Raw genomic sequence first — 17163 nt, 5'->3', positions numbered from 1 at the left:
TACGGTCGCGTAGGTACGAAAGGACGTCTTCATGCCGGTTCCCGAAAGCACGCGCCTGTTGTACGAGCTGGAGGGGACGGTCGAAGAGAACCTCAACCGGCACCTCGCCGCCGCCCAGGAGTGGATGCCGCACGAGTACGTCCCCTGGAGCCAGGGGCGGGACTTCGCCGAGCTCGGCGGGGAGGCGTGGGATCCCGAGCAGTCGCGGGTCACCCCGATCGCGCGGACGGCCCTCGAGGTCAACCTCCTCACCGAGGACAACCTGCCCAGCTACCACCGCGAGATCGAGCGCGCGTTCGGCCGCGACGGCGCGTGGGGCACCTGGGTGCACCGCTGGACGGCCGAAGAGGGCCGCCACGGCATCTGCATCCGCGACTACCTGCTGGTCACCCGCGCCGTCGACCCCGTCGAGCTGGAGCGCATGCGGATGGAGACGATGCAGGCGGGCTACGAAACCGGCGACAAGCCGCTGCTCCACGTCTGCGCGTACGTCTCGTTCCAGGAGCTGGCGACCCGGATCTCGCACCGCAACACCGGCCGCTACACCCAGGACCCGCTGGCCGAGCGGCTGCTGGCCCGGGTGTCCACCGACGAGAACCTGCACATGGTGTTCTACCGGAACCTGGTCAAGGCCTCGCTGGAGATCTCCCCCGACGCCATGATGCGCGCGATCACCGACGAGGTCGTGTCGTTCGCGATGCCGGGTGCGGTGATCCCGAGCTTCGCCCGGAAGGCGGCGCTGATCGCCAAGGCGGGCATCTACGACCTGCGCATCCACCACGACGACGTCGTCCTGCCGCTGCTGCGCTACTGGAAGATCTTCGACCTGACCGGGCTCGGCCCGGAGGGCGAAGCCGCGCGCGACGAGCTGGCGGCGTTCCTCAAGACCCTCGACGCCCAGGCGGCCCGCTTCGAAGAACGCCGTGACGCCACGGCCGCGCGCCGGGAAAAGCTCAAGAACGGCTGACGGCGCTCAGGCGGGCGGCTCTCCGAAAGCCTTGAGCAGCAAGCGGTGCAGGGTCTCCTGTTCGCCGGGACTCAGCTCGGAGAGCAGTTCGCCGGTGACCGCGGCCGAGACTTCCTCGACCTGCGCGACCGCGGCCCGGCCGGCCTCGGTCAGGGTGAGGACGTGGCGGCGCCGGTCCTCGGTGTCGCGTTCCCGGAGCACCCAGCCGGCGGCCTCGTGGCGGTCGAGCACCTTCACCAGGTCGCTGCGGTCCAGGCCGAGCCGGTCGGCGACGCGCTGCTGGGCCAGCGGGCCGAACTCGCCGACGCAGACCAGGACGTAGTAGTCGCGCAGGGCCAGGCCGGTCCCGGCCAGCGCCTTGTCGATCCGGCCGACCCCGCTGCGGTGCAGGTTCCCCATCACGTAGGTGGGCCAGCGCAGCAACGCGCGGGGGCGGTCGGTCATGCCGCGACCCTACTCCGGAAAAGCGGGTTGGCACAATTGTAGGAGATCCCTACAGTAGGTCTCATGAACGAAAACAAGGTTGCCCTCGTGACCGGCGCGAGCCGTCCGCAGGGCCTCGGCTTCGCCATCGCCCGGGAGCTCGCCACCCGCGGCTACCACGCCGTCCTCGCCGGCCGGGACCTCGACCGGACGCGCGAGCTGGCCGGCCGGCTCGTCGCCGAAGGACTCTCCGCGGACGCGGTGCGGCTCGACATCACGGACCCGGCGGACGTCACGGCCTGCGCCGAGTTCGTCCGGTCGGCCACCGGCCGGCTCGACGTGCTGGTCAACAACGCCGCCTCCATGCCCGACTTCGCCACGACGTCCCTGTTCGACGTCGACCTGTCCGAGGCCCGCACCTCGTACACGGTCGTCGTCCTCGGCGCCTGGGCCCTCGTCCAGGCCTGCCTGCCGCTGCTGCGAGCCGCCCCGGCGGCCCGGATCGTCAACGTCTCCAGCGCCGCCGCCACGCAGATCGCCGCGGGGGCCGGGCTCGCCCAGGGCGTCCGGTCGCCCGGCTACTCGCTGGCCAAGTACGCCCTCAACGCGCTCACCGCTTCGATGGCCGCCGAACTGCGCGACACCGGCATCCTCGTCAACGCCGTCGACCCCGGTTCGGTCGCCACCCACCCCGAGCGCGGCGACGACGCCGACGACCGCTCGCCCGCGGAGGCCGCCCTCGGCGTCGTCTGGGCGGCGACCCTGCCCGCCGACGGCCCCACCGGCGGGTTCTTCCTGGACGGCCGGCCCGTCCCGAGCTGACGGTTGGCCGCCCGGGGCAGCAATCGCCGGATTTTCGGGCATCCGGTTCACCTTCGGGACACCTGGGGTTCCGGCGCTGCTAGCTTCGATGTCAGGCTTGCTTGAATGTTTGACGAATGTTCGCCGTGACGTCAGGAAGGTCGCGTAGTGGGCAACCCGCTGGTCGCGGAGACCAAGGATTCCACCAAGGCGTATTCGGGCATTTCGCTGCTGGAGTCGGCGAACGACCTGAAGTCCGCGATCGAGAGCGGCGACTGGGCCTCGGTCGCCATGGGCGCCGTCGGTACTGCCCTGGACGCGCTGTCGATGGCGATGGATCCCTTTGGGGCGATCCTCGCCGCCGGGGTCGGCTGGCTGATCGAGCACGTCGGGCCGCTCAAGGAAGCCCTCAACGGCCTCACCGGCAACGCCGACGAAATCGCCGCCCAGTCCGAGACCTGGAAGAATGTCGCGACCGAGTTGGGCAGCATCGGCCAGGACTTGACCGGCATGGTGAAGACGGACGTCTCGTCGTGGACCGGGAACGCCGGCGACATGTACCGCCAGCGCGCGCAGGACACGGTCACGCTGCTGGAAACCGCCCAAAAGGGCTGCGAAGGTGCATCCAGTGGTGTGAAGACCGCGGGTGAGGTCGTCGCGGCGGTGCGGGCATTGGTTCGCGACATCATCGCCGAGCTGGTCGGGCACTTGATCAGCTGGGCGCTGCAGGTGGTGTTCACCTTGGGCATCGGGATGACCTGGGTGGTGCCGCAGGTGATCGGCGCGGTCGCGAAGACGGCGTCGAAGATCGCGGACCTGGTGAAGCGGCTGGTCACGGCGCTCAAGGCGCTGGTTCCGCTGCTCAAGCGGGCGGGTGACCTGTTCGGCGACGCGGCGAAGGCGTTGAAGAACATCAAGCCGGGCAAGGGCGCGCCACCGCCGAAGCACGCGGACATCAACGGCAACCCCAAGGGCCTCGACGGACCCAAGGGCAAGGGCGACCCCGACGCGCCGCCGCCCAAGACCGACCCGCCCCCGAAGGGCGGCGACGACAGCACCACCACGTCGGGAGCCAAGGGCGACCCGCCACCGAAGAGCGACCCGCCGCCCAAGTCCGATCCGCCGCCCAAGAGCGACCCGCCTGCCGACGGCCCGCCGCCGAAGGCCGACCCGCCCGGGGGCACGCCGAAGGGCGGCCCGGACGGGGGCGGCAAGCCGAAGGGCGACCCCAAGGGTGACGGCCCGCGCGACCGCGCGGTGCCGGACGACAAGAAGGTCTGTGTCTCCGACCCGGTGGACGTCGCCACCGGCGAGGTGGTGCTGACCCAGGTCGACCTGACCCTGCCGGGCGACGCGGGCGACCTGGAACTGACCCGCACGCACCTGTCGTCCTACCGCGCGGGCCGGTGGTTCGGCCGCTCGTGGGCGTCCACAGTGGACCAGCGGCTGGAGGTCGGCCGCGAGCAGGTCCGGTTCTTCGCCGAAGACGGCATGATCCTCGTCTACCCGCTGCCGGACGGCGACCGGCCGGTGCTGCCGATCGAAGGACCGCGCCACCCGCTGCGCCGGACCGCCGAGGGCTACCGGTTGTCGAAGGGCCCCCGCGACCTCGTCTTCGCGGACGGCCGGGGCCGGGTGCTGCCGCTGACGGTGATCGAGCAGGACGGCTCCCGCACCACGATCGACCACGACGGAACCGGCGCCCCGCGGCTGCTGCGCCGGGACGACGGCACCGAGATCAGCATCGAAACCGGCGCCGGCCGGATCACCGCGCTCGGCGTGCCCCGTGGCGCCCCGGTCGTGCGGTTCGGCTACAACCGGCTCGAGCAGCTGACCCAGATCGCCGGCTTCACCGGCCGTCCGGTGAACCTCGACTACGACGTCGGCGACCGGATCGTCGGCTGGCAGGATCGGGCAGGCACCTGGTACCGCTACGTCTACGACGCCGAGGGCCGCTGCGTCCGCAGCGTCGGCGCCGAGCGCTACCTCAACGGCGCGTTCGCCTACGACACCGAAGCCCGGACCACCCGGCACACCGACGCGCTGGGGCACACCTGGACGTACCGGATGAACGAGGCCGGCCAGCTCGTCGAGCGGACCGACCCGCTCGGGCACACCCGCCGGTACTCGTGGACCCGCTACGACGACCTGCTGTCGCAGTCCGACGAACTGGGGCGGATCACCTTCTACGGCTACGAAAACGACGTGCTGACGACCGTGACTCGGCCGGACGGTTCGGTGGTGCGGCTGGCGCCGACCCCGGCGGGCGAGGTGGAGCTGCGGGCCGGCGACACGCGGGCCGTGGCCCCGGCGGCCGATCCCTACGCCGCCGTCCCCGGCGTCTCCACCCGGTTGCGGATCGACGGCCGGGTGGACGCCCTCGGCGACGAGCCGGTGATCACCGCGGCGGCGCGGCCGGGCGACCGCGACCCGTTCGGCCGGCCGCGGCTGGTGCACACCGCGTCCGGCGGCCCGGCCCGGCTGGGCTGGACGGCCGAGGGGCAGCGCTCCTGGCGGATCGGTCCCGACGGTGAGCGGGAAAGCTGGCGCCACGACGGCGAAGGACGCGTCGTCGAACACCGGGACGCCGCCGGGCGGACGTCCCGGCGCACGTACGGCCCGTTCGGCTTGCCGATCGAGGAGTTCGACGCCACCGGCGCGCGCACCGCCTACCGCTACGACGCCGAGCTGCGCCTGGTCGCCGTGACCAACCCGCGCGGCCTGACGTGGAGCTACACCTACGACCCCGCGGGCCGGCTCGTCGAGGAGACCGACTTCGACGGCCGCCGGCTGACCTACGCCTACGACGAGGCCGGGCAGCTGCGCCGGATGACCAACGGGCTCGGGGAAGTCACCGAGTACCAGTACGACCCGCTCGGCAACGTCGTCGAACGCCGTACTGCCACCGGGGTCACCGGGTACGCCTACGACGCGCTGGGGCAGCTGCGGTACGCGGTCAACGCCGACTCGGTGCTGGAGATCGTGCGCGACGAGCGCGGGCGCGTGCGTGAAGAAACGCTCAACGGCGTCGGCGTGCGCTGGACCTACGACGCCGCGGGGGTCCACCGCACCACTCTGTCCGGTGTGGACAGTGAGTGGCGCTACGACGGCGAACTGCCGGCGTCGCTTCGCGTCGCGGGCCACGAAATCGCGTTCGAGTACGACGAAGCCGGCCGCGAGATCCGCCGGGCGGTGGATGGCTCGGAGGTACTGCGGCAGGCTTTCGACGCCGGTGACCGGCTCGCGGCACAGGAGATCACCGGCGTGGGCCGGCGCGCCTACACGTACACGCCGGACGGCCGGCTCACCGCGATCGACGATCCGCGGCCGGTCCGGTTCGGGTTCGACCAGGCGGGCCGCGTCGTGGAGGTGCACGCGCCCGACAACGTCGAACGCTTCGCCTACGACGCGGCGGGCCGGCTCGTGCCGCCGGCCGGGACGCGGTACGGCCACGACCCGCAGGGCCGGGTGCGCGTCACCGCCCGCGGCCCGGAGGAATGGCGCTTCGTCTGGGACGAGCTGGACCGGCTGATCGCCGTCATCGCCCCGGACGAGTCGTTCTGGACCTACCTCTACGACCCGCTCGGCCGGCGGTTCGCCAAGCGGCGCTGGGCGATCGGCGACGACGGCGCGCCGCGGCAGACCGCCGAGACGTGGTTCGTCTGGAGCGGCGCGGAGCTCGTCGAGGAGATCGAGCTGACCGACGACGGGAAGTCGCGCGTGCTCACCTGGGAGCGGCACCCCGGCGACGGCAGGCCGGTGGTCCAGATCGAGCAGCGGGGCGCCGAGGTGCGGTTCCACACGGTGATCACCTCGCCCGCCGGCACGCCGACCGAGCTCGTCGGGGCCGGCGGAACCGTCGACTGGCAGGCGCGCACGAGCTTCTGGGGCGAGCTGCTGCCGTCGACGACGGGCACCGCGCCGATGCCGCTGGCCTTCCCCGGCCAGTACCGCGACGCCGAGACCGGGCTGCACTACAACGTCTACCGCTACTACGACCCGCGGACGGGGCGGTACCTGAGCCAGGACCCGCTCGGCCTGGCCGCGGCGCCCGACCCGGTGGGGTACGTGGAGCAGCCGCACCTGCAGGGCGACCCGCTCGGCCTGGTGACCAGCCCGTGCGGCAAGACGAGCGGCCCGAAAGCCCCGGACAACCCGGCGGGCGGCGGCGACGCGGCGAAGCTCCCGCCGGGCGCCAAGAAACCGGACGGCCTGGGCGAGTTCCGCGACCCGGACGGCAAGATCCGGCCGCACAACATGACCGACGAGCAGTACGCCAAGTTCTCGAAGAAGTGGGACGAGATGATGGCGCCGGGCAAGGACAAGTCGTGGTTCTGGTCGGGCGGCCACATCAAGGACTCGGAGTTCTCGAGTACTCCGGTGTGGGGCAAGAACGCGGACTCCTCGAAGCCGAACTCGCACCTCTACGACCCCGCCACCGGCAAGAACATCACGGAGTCGCAGTACCACGGCTCGATCGAGAACCCGGCGATCGACATGGCGAAGAAGAACGGCGGCAACACCCTCGAAGGCATCCTGAAGGACAACGACGTCGAGATGCCCAAGTTCTCCGACAACCACCCGAACGGCGAGAAGGTCTGGACGGACGCGTCGAAGGCACTCGGACGCAACGCGGAAGGCGACGTCCACATCGCCCTGCCGAACACGCCGGGCAAGTCCAGCGGCTGGCCCAACATGGGTGACGAGCTGGGCTCACGCCGGCCCAACAACGTCTTCGACATGGACGAGTTCCCGATCCTGCGGCACAACCCGAAGGTGGACAAGGTCTGGGCCCACGACGTCGACTACCCGGACGCGCCGCCGGTGGTGATCTGGGACAAGAACACGCGGTGACCTCAACCGATCCGGGGGCTCGGGCGTTTCCGTGACGTCCGCACAGTCCGCCGGAGAGGAATCCCCATGGATCAGACCACGCTTCCGGACGACCCGCTCGGCCCGCCGCTGCTCGGGCGGACCACACCCCCGGGTGTGGCGCGCTCCCAGGCGCTGACCGGGCACCACGCCCCGAAGGACGGGTTTGGCACGCTCACGACCTTCACCACCATCGGCTCGCAGCCTGCGGACAGCTGACCCGCCGCCCGCTCGGCCGTTGGCGGGCACGCGGGTGGCGGGCCTACCGATTCCGGCGCCGTGGTCCTAGCGTGGAGCGTGCCGGGACGGCACTGCTGCTCGCCTTGAGGAGAGACGATGCTGGGCACGCTCGACCTCGAGGTGGTGTCACAGCCGCTCTACACGCTGGTCACCGTGACCGGCGGCCTGCACCTGGGCAGCTACCGGCGCCTGCGCGACGGCCTCCTGGAGGTCGCGGCGGACGAGCCGGAAGCCGTGATCGCCGGCATCGACGGCCTCGATCTCGACGCCGTCGCACCGGTCGGGGTGTTCGGGCTGGTCGCCCGGCGGCTCGGGACGTGGCCGGGGATCCCGTTCGCGCTGGCCGGCACCGCGAGCCGGACCCGGGCGCTGCGGGAGCAGGGGATCCACCGCCAGGTCGCGATCGGCGAAGACGTCGGCAGTGCCGAGCGCGCGCTGTGCAAACCTTCGCGGCAGCAGACCGAACTGGTCCTCCCCGCGGCCTCGAAGCGTCGGCGATGGCGCGGGCCGCGGTGCGGGAGGCGTGTGCGCGGTGGGAGGTACCGCAGTTCGTCTACGACGGCATCCTCGTCGCCGGCGAGCTCGCGGCCAACGCGGCCCAGCACACCACTTCCGCGGCGACGCTGAGGCTGGACCTGCGGCGCGGCCGGCTGACGATCGCGGTGCTGGACGACGATCCCCACCCGGCGGTACTGCACCCCCGGCCCCGTCCGGGCGCGGCCGGACTGGGCCTGCACATCGTGGCGCGCTCGGCGGACGCGTGGGGTTGCAGCTCCCGGTGGTCCGGCGGCAAGGTCGTGTGGGCGGTGCTCACCAGTGAGCGGCACGCCCGCGAGCCGGACTGAGCCGGCAGGCTGCGCCGGCCGATGGCCCAGCGGCAAGGTCGTACGGGCGGTCGGCACCAACGGGCAGCACACCGGCGAGCCGGGCTAGCACGGCTCCGGATCCATCTCGATCGGCTCAGCACGCATCGCGCAGGCAGCAAGCGTCCCGGTGCCGCAATCCACCCGCGCCCACACCGTCTTCCCGGCTTCCCCAGCACGCACACCCCACTCCCGGGCGAGGTCCCCGACCAGCACCAAACCCCGGCCCCTGCCAGCCAGCGGGCGCGGGAAACCCGCCACCGGCCGGGCTTCGCCGTCGTCGTGGACCTCCAGCAGGGCCGAACACGGCCGGAACGTGGCCGACGCCGTGACCGTCACCGGACCCTCGCCGTGTTCGTACGCGTTCGTGGCCAGCTCGGTGACCACCAGCTGCACCGCCCAGAGGTGATCGGCCTCGAGCCGTGGCAGCGCCCGGGCGATCCAGTGCCGGAGTTCGCTGAGTGGCGGGAGCGTGTCCCGCCCCAGTGTGAACACGGGTCCCGGGGGCGTCATGGGCCCCAGTGTGCTCCGGCCGTCAGCCCGGGTTCGCCCGCAGCGCCTCGGCCAACGTCGGATACAGGAAAACGCGGTCGTCGTTCCAGAACGTCAGCAGCACGACCGACACCGGGTGAGGCGGCGTGACGAGGCACAGCCGCCGCCGCAGGGCGTGGGCGCGCAGCGCCGTCCGGCTCAGCGTCCGCAGCCCCGCCGCGCCGAGGAACGTCACCCGGGACAGGTCCACCACCGTGACCGCGGCCAGGTCGTGCCACGCCGCGCGCTGCAGCAGCCGGACGGAGAGAGCGTCGATCTCCCCGGCGACGCTGATGACCAGCAGGCCCGGGCGCACCTCTTCTCGCCCGACCGAAAGGATCTTCGCCGCCGCCTGCCACGGGCTCTTCGAGGACACGGCGTCGTCCTCCCGTCCCGGACCGGCCTGTCGCGCGGGCGCGCACGGCGGAGCCGGCTCGACTCCCCCAAGTGAAGCAGGCCGGGCGCCACCCCCGACAGCGCCGGTCACCCTTGCCACGGGGTGTGCCACGTTGCAAACTGGGCGGGCCCCGATCCGACCCCGGAGGTCAACGGTGACCGACTTCGATCGACGTGCCGTGCTGAGCACCCTCGCCGCGCTGGGGGTGACCGGCGTGACGGCGAGCTTCTTCGGCGGCACCGCCGAAGCGTCCGGCACGAGCCCCCTGGACCTGAAGTTCGCCGTCGCGGACCAGTTCCGGCCGTTCGCCCTGATCGCGCCGAAGTTCGTCCAGGTCGACACCCGGGCCCGGCCCGGCACGCTCGTCAAGACCGGCGTACGGCCGAAGGCGCCATACGGGACGGTGACCGTCGAGGTGTCCGGCGAAAGCGCTTTCGTCGTCGCGGGACTGGCCGGGGACACGACCTCGGTGCTCGGCACCTACGACGCCGTCGCGAAGCAAGCGGGTATCGAGATCACCACGCCGGGCGGCACCTCCGTGGTCAAGACCGCCCCGGCGGACCTGCCGGCGGCGTTCGGGTTCGCCGTGGTGGTCAACGAAAACGCGGTCACGGTGCTGGCCGACACCGGAACGGGCTGGCGGCCATTGCTGACCGAACGCGACCAGGTCCGGGCCCGGATCGACCTCCGCGACCCCGCCGTGCTGGGCAGGCTCGGCTACGCCTACGGCAGCCGCGGACCGGCGCGGCTGGACCGGGTCCGCGCCGGCTACTTCGGCCAGGCCGGCGTCCGCGACCCCCACGTCGTCCAGTACGCCGACGGCCGGCCGTACATCCGCCACGGCAAGCTCTACCTGACCATGACCAACGCCGGGCTCGGGTTCTTCCAGCAGGCGCACTGGGCGGTGTGGACGCTCGACCTCGCCGACCCGACGAAGCTCGACCAGGTGGCGACGCTGTTCTTCGCCCGCGACGGCGTCGTGCTCGGCGACCACGCCGGCCAGATCGTCCGCGACGACGAGCACGACCGCTTCATCCTGCTCATGAGCTCCTGGGGCGACTTCGCCTTCACCGGCGTCCACGCGCGCCACACCACCACCCGCGCCGACGTGCTTTCGGGCGTGCACGTCCTGCCGACCGAACAGCTCCCGTTGCCCACGACGGTCAGCTCGTGGGACCCGGGGCTGACGAAGATCGACGGCCGCTGGCACATCGGGTTCGTGGAAAGCCCGGCGCAGCAACCCGCGTTCGTGTTCCACCCCGCGCTGGCGGCCGCTCCCCGCGGCGCGGACTACGACCGCGGCCTGACGCTGCTGGGCGCGGACCTGTCGGTCAGCCAGACCGAAGGCCCCATCCTGCAGCAGGTGGGCGGCCGCTGGTACCTGTTCGCCAGCGACGGCGACGCCCGCGAGTACCCGGTCTACGACCTGCGGCTGCGCAAGCTGGGGAAGCTGAACGCGCCGTACGGCACCAACATCCCGCACCCGATGCTGGTGCGGATCGGCGGCCGGTGGTGGCTCCCCACCTTCGACGGCACCCAGTACGCCGAGGACGTCCTCGGCTACGGCGGCCACGGCGACTTCATCCTGATGCGGGCGTGACCACATCTTCGGTCCCGGCCCGGTGGCGGAACAGCGCCCGGTAGTCCCGGGGTGACGTGCCGAGGTGGCGGTGGAAGGCCGCCCGCACGGTCGCGGCGCTGCCCAGTCCCGTGTGCCGGCCGAGGTGCTCCACCGGGACGTCGGTGGTCTCCAGCAGCTCCCGGGCCCGGTCCAGGCGCGCGCTGGTGAGCCAGGCCATCGGGGAGGTCCCGGTCTCCTCGCGGAACCGCCGCAGGAACGTGCGGCGCGACAGGTGGACGCGCGCGGCGAGCGTGTCGACGTCGAGCTGCCGCGCGAGGTCGCCGAGCATCCACTCGCGCAGCGCGCCGAGCTCGTCGCCCGACGCTTCCGGGCGCAGCCGCTCGATGTACTGCGCCTGGCCGCCCGCGCGCCGCGGCGGCGCGACCAGCTCCCGGGCCCGGGTGTTCGCCGCGGCGGCCCCTTCGTCGGTGCGGATCAGGTGCAGGCACAGGTCGATCCCCGCGGTCACGCCGGCCGAGGTCAAGATGTCGCCGTCGTCGACGTAGAGCCGGTTGGGCAGCACGCGCACGCGGGGATGACGCGCGCGCAGGTCGGCGGCGCGCTGCCAGTGCGTCGTCGCGGGCCGCCCGTCGAGCAGGCCGGCGGCGGCGAGCGCGAACGCGCCCGTGCAGATCGAAACCATCCTCGCGCCGCCGGCGTGCGCGGCCCGCAAGGCCGCCAGGACCTCCGCGGACGGCGGCGCGTCGATGTCGTCGTAGCCCGGGACGATCACGGTGCCGGCGCCGTCGAGGGCCTCGAGCCCGGCGTCCGCGGTGATCGTCAGGCCCCCGCCCGCCACCGGCACCGGGCGCCGGTCCGCGCACACCGTCAGCTCGTAGTGCGGGTCCGAGCCGAAGACCTGCACCGGGATCCCGACGTCCAGGGCGAGCACACCCGGGAGAGCCAGCACCGTGACGCTCTTCATGGCACGATCCTAGCGATGAGCGACCCTCGGGCCACTGTCGCACGCGGTTTCCGGCTCCTAGCGTCGGCACCGTGACCGACTTCCTCGCACTGCCGGCCGGACCGCTCGCCGACACGATCCTCGCCACGGTGCGAGGCTCGGAAAGCCCTTCGGTGGCCAACCACAGCATCCGCAGCTTCCTGTTCGCCCGGCTGTTCGCCGAGCACGAAGGCTGTCTGGACGACCCCGCCTACGACGCCGGGCTGCTCTTCGCCGCCACCGTCCTGCACGACCTCGGAGTGGGGACGCTGGCGCCGGGCCGGGCCCGCTTCGAGGTCGAGGGCGCCGACCTCGCCGCCGAACTCCTGACGGGCCAAGGCGTCGCGGCGTCCGACGTCGACCGGGTCTGGGAGGCGATCGCGCTGCACACTTCGCCGGGCATCGCCGAACGCCGCGGCCTGCTGACCTACTTGACCCGCGAAGGCGTGGGCATCGACTTCGGCCGCAACGCCCACGTCGTCGCCGACCGGCACGAGGGCATCCACGAGCGGCACCCGCGCCTGGCCATGGTCCCCTCCCTCGTCGACGCGATCGTCGCGCACGCGGCCCGCGCGGAAGCCACGACGGCACCGCGGTATTCGATCGCCGGCGAACTCGTGCGCGAACGCCGGGAAGCCGGTGTCACCACGCTCGAACGCGCCGCCGCCGACTGTCCGTGGGGAGACTGAACGCTCGGCGCGCTACCGGGCAGCCGTCGCACTCAGCCGGCTCCGGACGTTCTCCCGGGTCTCGTCGTCCATCGGGTGGAAGCACTCGATGCGCAGTTCCTGGAGCGTCACGTCCTGGGGCGTGCCCAGCGTCGTCACCGTGGAGAAGAAGCCGAACCGCAAGCCGTCGCGGGTGTAGCGGATCGGGACGATCGGCAGCGACGGCCGGGTCGCGTCCAGGGTTCGCAGGGTCGCCGGCACCCCGGGGTAGTGCAGCACCTCGTCCAGGATCCGCTGGGCGCGCTCGTCGGTCACGCCGCCGAGCGCTTCCCGGCGCACGCGCGCGACCAGGGCCTCGGCCACCTCCGGCCAGTTCGTCACGTGCGGCCGGACGCCGTCCGGGTGGAACATCCGGCGGAGCACGTTCGGCGGCCCGGGCGGTTCCCCGTCGTGTCCATTGTGGAGGAACGCGAAGAACCGGCGGGCGGCGCCGTTGGTGTGCCGGATGTCCCAGCTCCGGTCCATCACCAGCGCCGGGTACGGTTCCTGCTGCCCGAGGATGGCTTCGAGCGCGTCACGCACGGCCGCCAGGGCCGGAGCGTCCAATGCGGACTCCGCGTACTCGGGCGAGAACCCCGCGCTCAGCAACAGCGTGTTGCGGTCCCGCAGCGGCACGTCGAGCACGTCGGCGAGCTTCAGCACCATGGCCCGGCTGGGTTTCGCGCGCCCGGTCTCGAGGAAGCTCAGGTGCCGCAGGGAGACGGCCGCCTCGGCGGCGAGCGCCACCTGGCTCAGCCGGCGGGCGGCGCGCCAGTGCTTCAGCAGCGGACCGACGTCAGGCAACGGCAGTCCACGCGTGCGGCTCGACCGCCGGCTCGAGCGGCGGCCGGGCGACGTTCGCGGCGTAGTTCGTCATCGCCGAGATGGCCACGCCGGTGATCACCTCGAAGACCTGGCTCTCGCCGAACCCGGCCGCGGTGAAGGTCTTGACGTCCGTCTCGTCGAGGTGACCGCGCTTCGCGATGAAGGCGGTCGTCAGGCCGGACAGTGCCGCCATCCGCGAATCGCCGGGCAGCTCTCCCCGCCGGATCGCCTCGACGGCCTCGGGAGTTACCCCGTCGGCCAGCGCTTCCAGGGTGTGGAAAGCGACCGCCCACTCGCTCCCGTTCGCGACGGCGTTGGAGAGCAACAGGACCTGCCGCTCGGCCGGGGTGAACGTGCCGCCGCCGCGGAAGTGGCCGAAGGCGGAGAAGAACGAGTTGATCAGTGCCGGCGAATCCGCCATGACGGCCGCGGCACCGGGCACGAACCCGAACGTCTCCCGCAGGACGGTGAGCGGCGCCTTCGCCTCGGCCGGCGCGGTCTCCACGGTGTGCATCGGATAACTGGTCATGGCGGAAGCTTGGCCCAGCCGGGTCATGGAAACAATTCCCTCGGAGGTAAACGTCCTCAGCGCAGCTGCCGCCACGCTTCGCGCCGCCGCCGCTGGGCCTCCGGGTCCGCCAGCGGCGCCGCCGACAGCAACCGCTGCGTGTACGGGTGCGCCGGCGCCGTCAGCACCTCCTTCGTCGGCCCCTGCTCGACGACGTGCCCGCGGTGCATCACCGCCACCCGGTCGGCCAGCTGCTCGATCACCGCCAGGTCGTGGCTGATGAACAGGCACGCGAACCCGAACTCGCGCCGCAGGTCGCGGAGCAGGTCGAGCACCCTCGCCTGGATGGTGACGTCGAGCGCGCTCGTCGGCTCGTCGGCCACCAGCAGGTCCGGGCGCAGCGACAGGGCCCGCGCGATGCAGGCGCGCTGGCGCTGGCCGCCCGACAGCTCGTGGGGGTAGCGGTTCGCCAGCGACGGCGAGAGCTGGACCGCCGACAGCAGTTCCGCCACCCGTCCGTCCACTTCGGACGAGCGCACGGCCTTGTGCAGCCGCAGCGGGGTCGCGACGCTCTCCCCCACTGTCGTCCGCGGGTTCAGCGAGGACAGCGGGTCCTGGAACACCACGCCGATCCGGCGCCGCAACGCCTTCGCCGCCCGGCCGCGCACCCGGGTGATGTCCGCGTCTCCGATGTGGACGGACCCCGCCGTGGGGGCGAGCAGGCCCGTGACGGCCCGCGCGACGGTGCTCTTGCCCGACCCGGACTCCCCGACGAGCCCGAGCACCTCCCCCGCGCCGACGTGCAGGTTGACCCCTTCGGCGGCGCGGACGGCGATCGCGCGGAACCGGCCGCGGTAGGTCACGGACAGGTCCGTCACGCGCAGCAGGGGCGCGTCGGCGGGGACGTCCGGGACCGACGCCGTGGCGGGGTGCTCGGCGGCCGCGACGTGGTTCGGCCCGACCTCGATGTCCGCGGACAGCGCGCGTTCGAGCCCGGTCGTGGCGGTGCCGGACAGCGAGACGACCGAGCCGAGCAGCTGCCGCGTGTAGTCCTCGGCGGGTGCCGAGAAGATCGCGCCGGCGGTGCCCTGCTCGACAACCAGGCCGTCGTGCATCACCACCACCCGGTCGGCCAGGTCGGCGACCACGCCCATGTCGTGCGTGATCAGCAGGATCGCCGTGCCGAGCCGCGAACGCAGGTCCCGCAGCAGCTCGAGGATCTCCGCCTGGACCGTGACGTCCAGCGCGGTGGTCGGCTCGTCGGCGATCAGCAGCTTCGGCTCGTTCGCCACCGCCATCGCGATCACGACGCGCTGCAGCTGACCGCCGGACAGCTCGTGCGGGTACGACCGGAACCGCTCGCGCGGCGACGGCAGCCCGACCAGGCCGAGCAGCTCGATCGCCCGGTCCCGGGCCGCGGCCGCGGTCAGCTCCTGATGGATCCGGATCGCCTCGACGAGCTGGTCGCCGACCGTGAACACGGGGTTCAGCGCACTCATCGGCTCCTGGAACACCATGCCGACGTCGCCACCGCGGACCGCGCGCAGCTCCGCCGGGGTCATGGCGTAGAGGTCCCGCCCGGCCAGCTCCGCGCGCCCGGACACCTTCGCCGTGGGCGGGAGCAGGCCGAGCAGGGACATCGCCGTGACCGTCTTGCCGGAGCCGGACTCCCCGACCACCGCGACGACTTCGCCCGCGTTGACCTCGTAGCCGACCCCGCGGACGGCTTCGACGTCCCCGAACGAGACCGCGACGTCGTGCAGCCGCAGGAGCCCGGCTCCGGTCACTGGACGATCCCGAACTTGCGGTAGTCCACGTAGGCCGGGAACTTGCCGATCTGGACGTCGCCGACGTTCGACCCGTGCAGGAACGAGTTGCGGTTGTAGAGCAGCGGGACCACCGGCGAGTCGGCGAGGATCTTCTTGTCCAGGGCCGCCCACTTCTTGCCGGCCTCGGCCGGGTCGATGGTGGCCTGCGCCTCGGCGATCAGCCGGTCGACGTCGGGGTTGCTGTAGCGCGACTCGTTGTACCCGCCGTTGCCGATCTCGGTCGACTGGAACAGCGGCTGGATGTTCGCGTTGGCCGACGGGATGTCCGGCTGCCACGAGGTGAGCGTCAAGTCGTAGTCCGACAGGCCCTTGGTGTCCACTTCGGACGTGTAGGTGTCCTCGTCGAGCGGCTTGATCGTCACCTTGATGCCGGCCCGCGCCAGCGAGGCCTGGATCGCCGCGGCCTTCTCCGGGTAGCCGTTTTCGTTGTGGGTGGCCAGGACCAGGCCGTCGAGCCCGTTGGGCAGCCCCGCCTCGGCGAGCAGCTGCTTCGCCTTCGCCGGGTCACCGGACGGCGGCGCCGGGTAGAGGTCGTACTGCTCTCGGCCCTGCAGCCCGGGCGTGATCAGCGTCGTGGCGACGTCGCCGGCCAGCTGGGCGTTGCCCGCGCTGGCGACCTGGTAGGCGGCCTTGTCGACGGCGTACTGGAACGCCTGCCGCACCTTGGGGTCCACCAGCCTGCCGCGCTGGGTGTTGAGCGAAAGGTACGACAGCGCCCCGGATTCCGAGGTGACCAGGCGGGCCTTGGCCGACGGGCTGCCCTGGATCTGCGCCAGCTGGGCCGGCGAGGCGAAGGACATGCCGAAGGCGTTGCGGTCCTTGCCCGTGTCGTCGATCAGGCGCTTCGAGATGACGCTGGTGTCCTGGCCGAGCTCGAAGTCGACGGTGTCGGCGTTCGCCTGGCGCGTCGGGTCGGTCGCGCGGTCCCAGTTCGGGTTGCGGACCAGCTTCGCGGACTTGCCGCGCTCGTAGCTCTGGATCTGGTAGGGGCCGGACGCGATCGAGTGATCACCGTAGTTCGCCTCGGCGCCCTTGCCCTTCGGCACCGGCGAGAACGCCGGGGTGCTGGCGACCCAGTTCCAGTCGCCGTACGCGCGGGCGAGGTGGAAGACGATCGTCTTCGCGTCGGGCGTCTGGATGGAGTCGAGCTCCTTGCCACCGTCGAACGGGCCCTTGTACGCGAGGCCCGGCGAGAGCAGGTCCTTGTGGTAGGCCAGGCCGCCGGAGAACGCGGGCGCGAACGAGCGCTCCAAGCCCCACTTGACGTCCTCGGACTTGATCGGCGTGCCGTCGCTGTACTTCAGGCCGTCCTTGAGGGTGAACGTCCACGTCTTGCCGCCGTCGCTCGGGCGCCCGGTGTCCGTGGCCAGGTCCGGCACGACCGTGGTGTCCTTGCCCGGCGCGACGTCCCACGACGTCAGGCGCCGGTGGATCAGCCCCAGCGTGGTGACGACGAGGTTGGAGCTCTTCGCCGGGTCCCAGGTGATCGACGGCGCGTCGTTGAGCAGGACGAGGTTCCCGCCCGGCTTGACGGTGCCGCCCTGGGAGGCCGGTGTGTCGTTGGCGCCGCACGCCGTCAGCAGCATGACGGCGGCGGTCACCCCCGCGACGAGCCAGTGTCCCCGTTTCATCTTTT

The 17163-nt window shown here is 72.2% G+C and carries 16 protein-coding genes; 8 read left to right on the top strand and 8 right to left on the bottom strand.

From position 1 onward, the window contains the following. Positions 1 to 31: 31 nt before the first annotated feature. On the top strand, positions 32 to 967 hold the full coding sequence (locus tag QQ657_RS08380) for an acyl-ACP desaturase (RefSeq protein WP_284741521.1): 936 nt from the start codon (positions 32 to 34) through the stop codon (positions 965 to 967). Positions 968 to 973: 6 nt separating this feature from the next. Here QQ657_RS08380 and QQ657_RS08375 read toward each other — a convergent pair whose 3' ends face one another. Further along, positions 974 to 1411: a MarR family winged helix-turn-helix transcriptional regulator gene (locus QQ657_RS08375; protein WP_284741520.1), complete on the bottom strand. Its 438-nt coding sequence runs from the start codon at positions 1409 to 1411 to the stop codon at positions 974 to 976. Positions 1412 to 1474: 63 nt separating this feature from the next. Here QQ657_RS08375 and QQ657_RS08370 point away from each other — a divergent pair, with 63 nt between their 5' ends. The 5 genes from QQ657_RS08370 to QQ657_RS56660 all read left to right on the top strand — a co-directional run bounded on the left by QQ657_RS08370 (position 1475) and on the right by QQ657_RS56660 (position 8148). Beyond that, the gene (locus QQ657_RS08370; protein WP_284741519.1) at positions 1475 to 2212 is read left to right on the top strand and encodes an SDR family NAD(P)-dependent oxidoreductase; all 738 of its coding nucleotides are present in this window, start codon (positions 1475 to 1477) and stop codon (positions 2210 to 2212) included. Positions 2213 to 2359: 147 nt separating this feature from the next. After that, on the top strand, positions 2360 to 7045 hold the full coding sequence (locus tag QQ657_RS08365; RefSeq protein ID WP_284741518.1) for a DUF6531 domain-containing protein: 4686 nt from the start codon (positions 2360 to 2362) through the stop codon (positions 7043 to 7045). A 66-nt stretch (positions 7046 to 7111) separates the two neighbouring features. Then, positions 7112 to 7282, top strand: coding sequence for a hypothetical protein (locus QQ657_RS08360; protein ID WP_284741517.1), 171 nt, complete (start codon positions 7112 to 7114; stop codon positions 7280 to 7282). Between the two features lie 117 nt (positions 7283 to 7399). Next, on the top strand, positions 7400 to 7930 hold the full coding sequence (locus tag QQ657_RS08355; protein ID WP_284741516.1) for a hypothetical protein: 531 nt from the start codon (positions 7400 to 7402) through the stop codon (positions 7928 to 7930). Further along, positions 7816 to 8148 carry an ATP-binding protein gene (locus QQ657_RS56660; RefSeq protein ID WP_350310655.1) on the top strand — a complete coding sequence of 111 codons (333 nt, stop codon included), beginning with the start codon at positions 7816 to 7818 and terminating at the stop codon, positions 8146 to 8148. Before QQ657_RS08355 ends, QQ657_RS56660 begins: the two co-directional genes overlap by 115 nt. 84 nt (positions 8149 to 8232) lie before the next feature. Here QQ657_RS56660 and QQ657_RS08345 read toward each other — a convergent pair whose 3' ends face one another. Next, positions 8233 to 8679 (bottom strand): ATP-binding protein, encoded by a 447-nt coding sequence (locus tag QQ657_RS08345; RefSeq protein WP_284741514.1) that lies wholly within the window; start codon positions 8677 to 8679, stop codon positions 8233 to 8235. Positions 8680 to 8701: 22 nt separating this feature from the next. After that, positions 8702 to 9073: an STAS domain-containing protein gene (locus QQ657_RS08340; RefSeq protein WP_284741513.1), complete on the bottom strand. Its 372-nt coding sequence runs from the start codon at positions 9071 to 9073 to the stop codon at positions 8702 to 8704. Positions 9074 to 9248: 175 nt separating this feature from the next. Between QQ657_RS08340 and QQ657_RS08335 the strand changes: the two genes are divergently transcribed. Further along, on the top strand, positions 9249 to 10694 hold the full coding sequence (locus tag QQ657_RS08335) for a hypothetical protein (RefSeq protein WP_284741512.1): 1446 nt from the start codon (positions 9249 to 9251) through the stop codon (positions 10692 to 10694). Here the strand turns inward: QQ657_RS08335 and QQ657_RS08330 are convergent. After that, entirely contained in the window at positions 10675 to 11640 is a 966-nt protein-coding gene (locus QQ657_RS08330; RefSeq protein WP_284741511.1) for a GlxA family transcriptional regulator, read from the bottom strand. The two genes, QQ657_RS08335 and QQ657_RS08330, sit on opposite strands and share 20 nt — an antisense overlap. Before the next feature lie 71 nt (positions 11641 to 11711). Here QQ657_RS08330 and QQ657_RS08325 point away from each other — a divergent pair, with 71 nt between their 5' ends. Next, positions 11712 to 12347 carry an HD domain-containing protein gene (locus tag QQ657_RS08325; protein ID WP_284741510.1) on the top strand — a complete coding sequence of 212 codons (636 nt, stop codon included), beginning with the start codon at positions 11712 to 11714 and terminating at the stop codon, positions 12345 to 12347. A gap of 12 nt (positions 12348 to 12359) precedes the next feature. Here QQ657_RS08325 and QQ657_RS08320 read toward each other — a convergent pair whose 3' ends face one another. From QQ657_RS08320 to QQ657_RS08305, 4 genes are read right to left on the bottom strand one after another with little or no spacing between them, the layout of a single operon-like run. Beyond that, on the bottom strand, positions 12360 to 13169 hold the full coding sequence (locus QQ657_RS08320) for a helix-turn-helix domain-containing protein (RefSeq protein WP_284741509.1): 810 nt from the start codon (positions 13167 to 13169) through the stop codon (positions 12360 to 12362). Further along, positions 13162 to 13719 carry a carboxymuconolactone decarboxylase family protein gene (locus QQ657_RS08315; protein WP_284741508.1) on the bottom strand — a complete coding sequence of 186 codons (558 nt, stop codon included), beginning with the start codon at positions 13717 to 13719 and terminating at the stop codon, positions 13162 to 13164. The genes QQ657_RS08320 and QQ657_RS08315 overlap by 8 nt, the downstream gene beginning before the upstream one ends. A gap of 56 nt (positions 13720 to 13775) precedes the next feature. Then, complete coding sequence (locus QQ657_RS08310) at positions 13776 to 15485, bottom strand: ABC transporter ATP-binding protein (protein WP_284741507.1); 1710 nt, start codon at positions 15483 to 15485, stop codon at positions 13776 to 13778. Next, a complete protein-coding gene (locus QQ657_RS08305) occupies positions 15482 to 17158 on the bottom strand; it encodes an ABC transporter substrate-binding protein (protein ID WP_284741506.1) in 1677 nt (558 codons plus the stop codon). Before QQ657_RS08305 ends, QQ657_RS08310 begins: the two co-directional genes overlap by 4 nt. Positions 17159 to 17163 lie beyond the last annotated feature (5 nt).

Source organism: Amycolatopsis ponsaeliensis (assembly GCF_030182635.1).
In the GTDB taxonomy this organism is placed as follows: Bacteria; Actinomycetota; Actinomycetes; order Mycobacteriales; family Pseudonocardiaceae; genus Amycolatopsis; species Amycolatopsis ponsaeliensis.
Note: the sequence above shows the minus strand (reverse complement) of the source record. Positions and strands in the feature narration are given on the sequence as shown.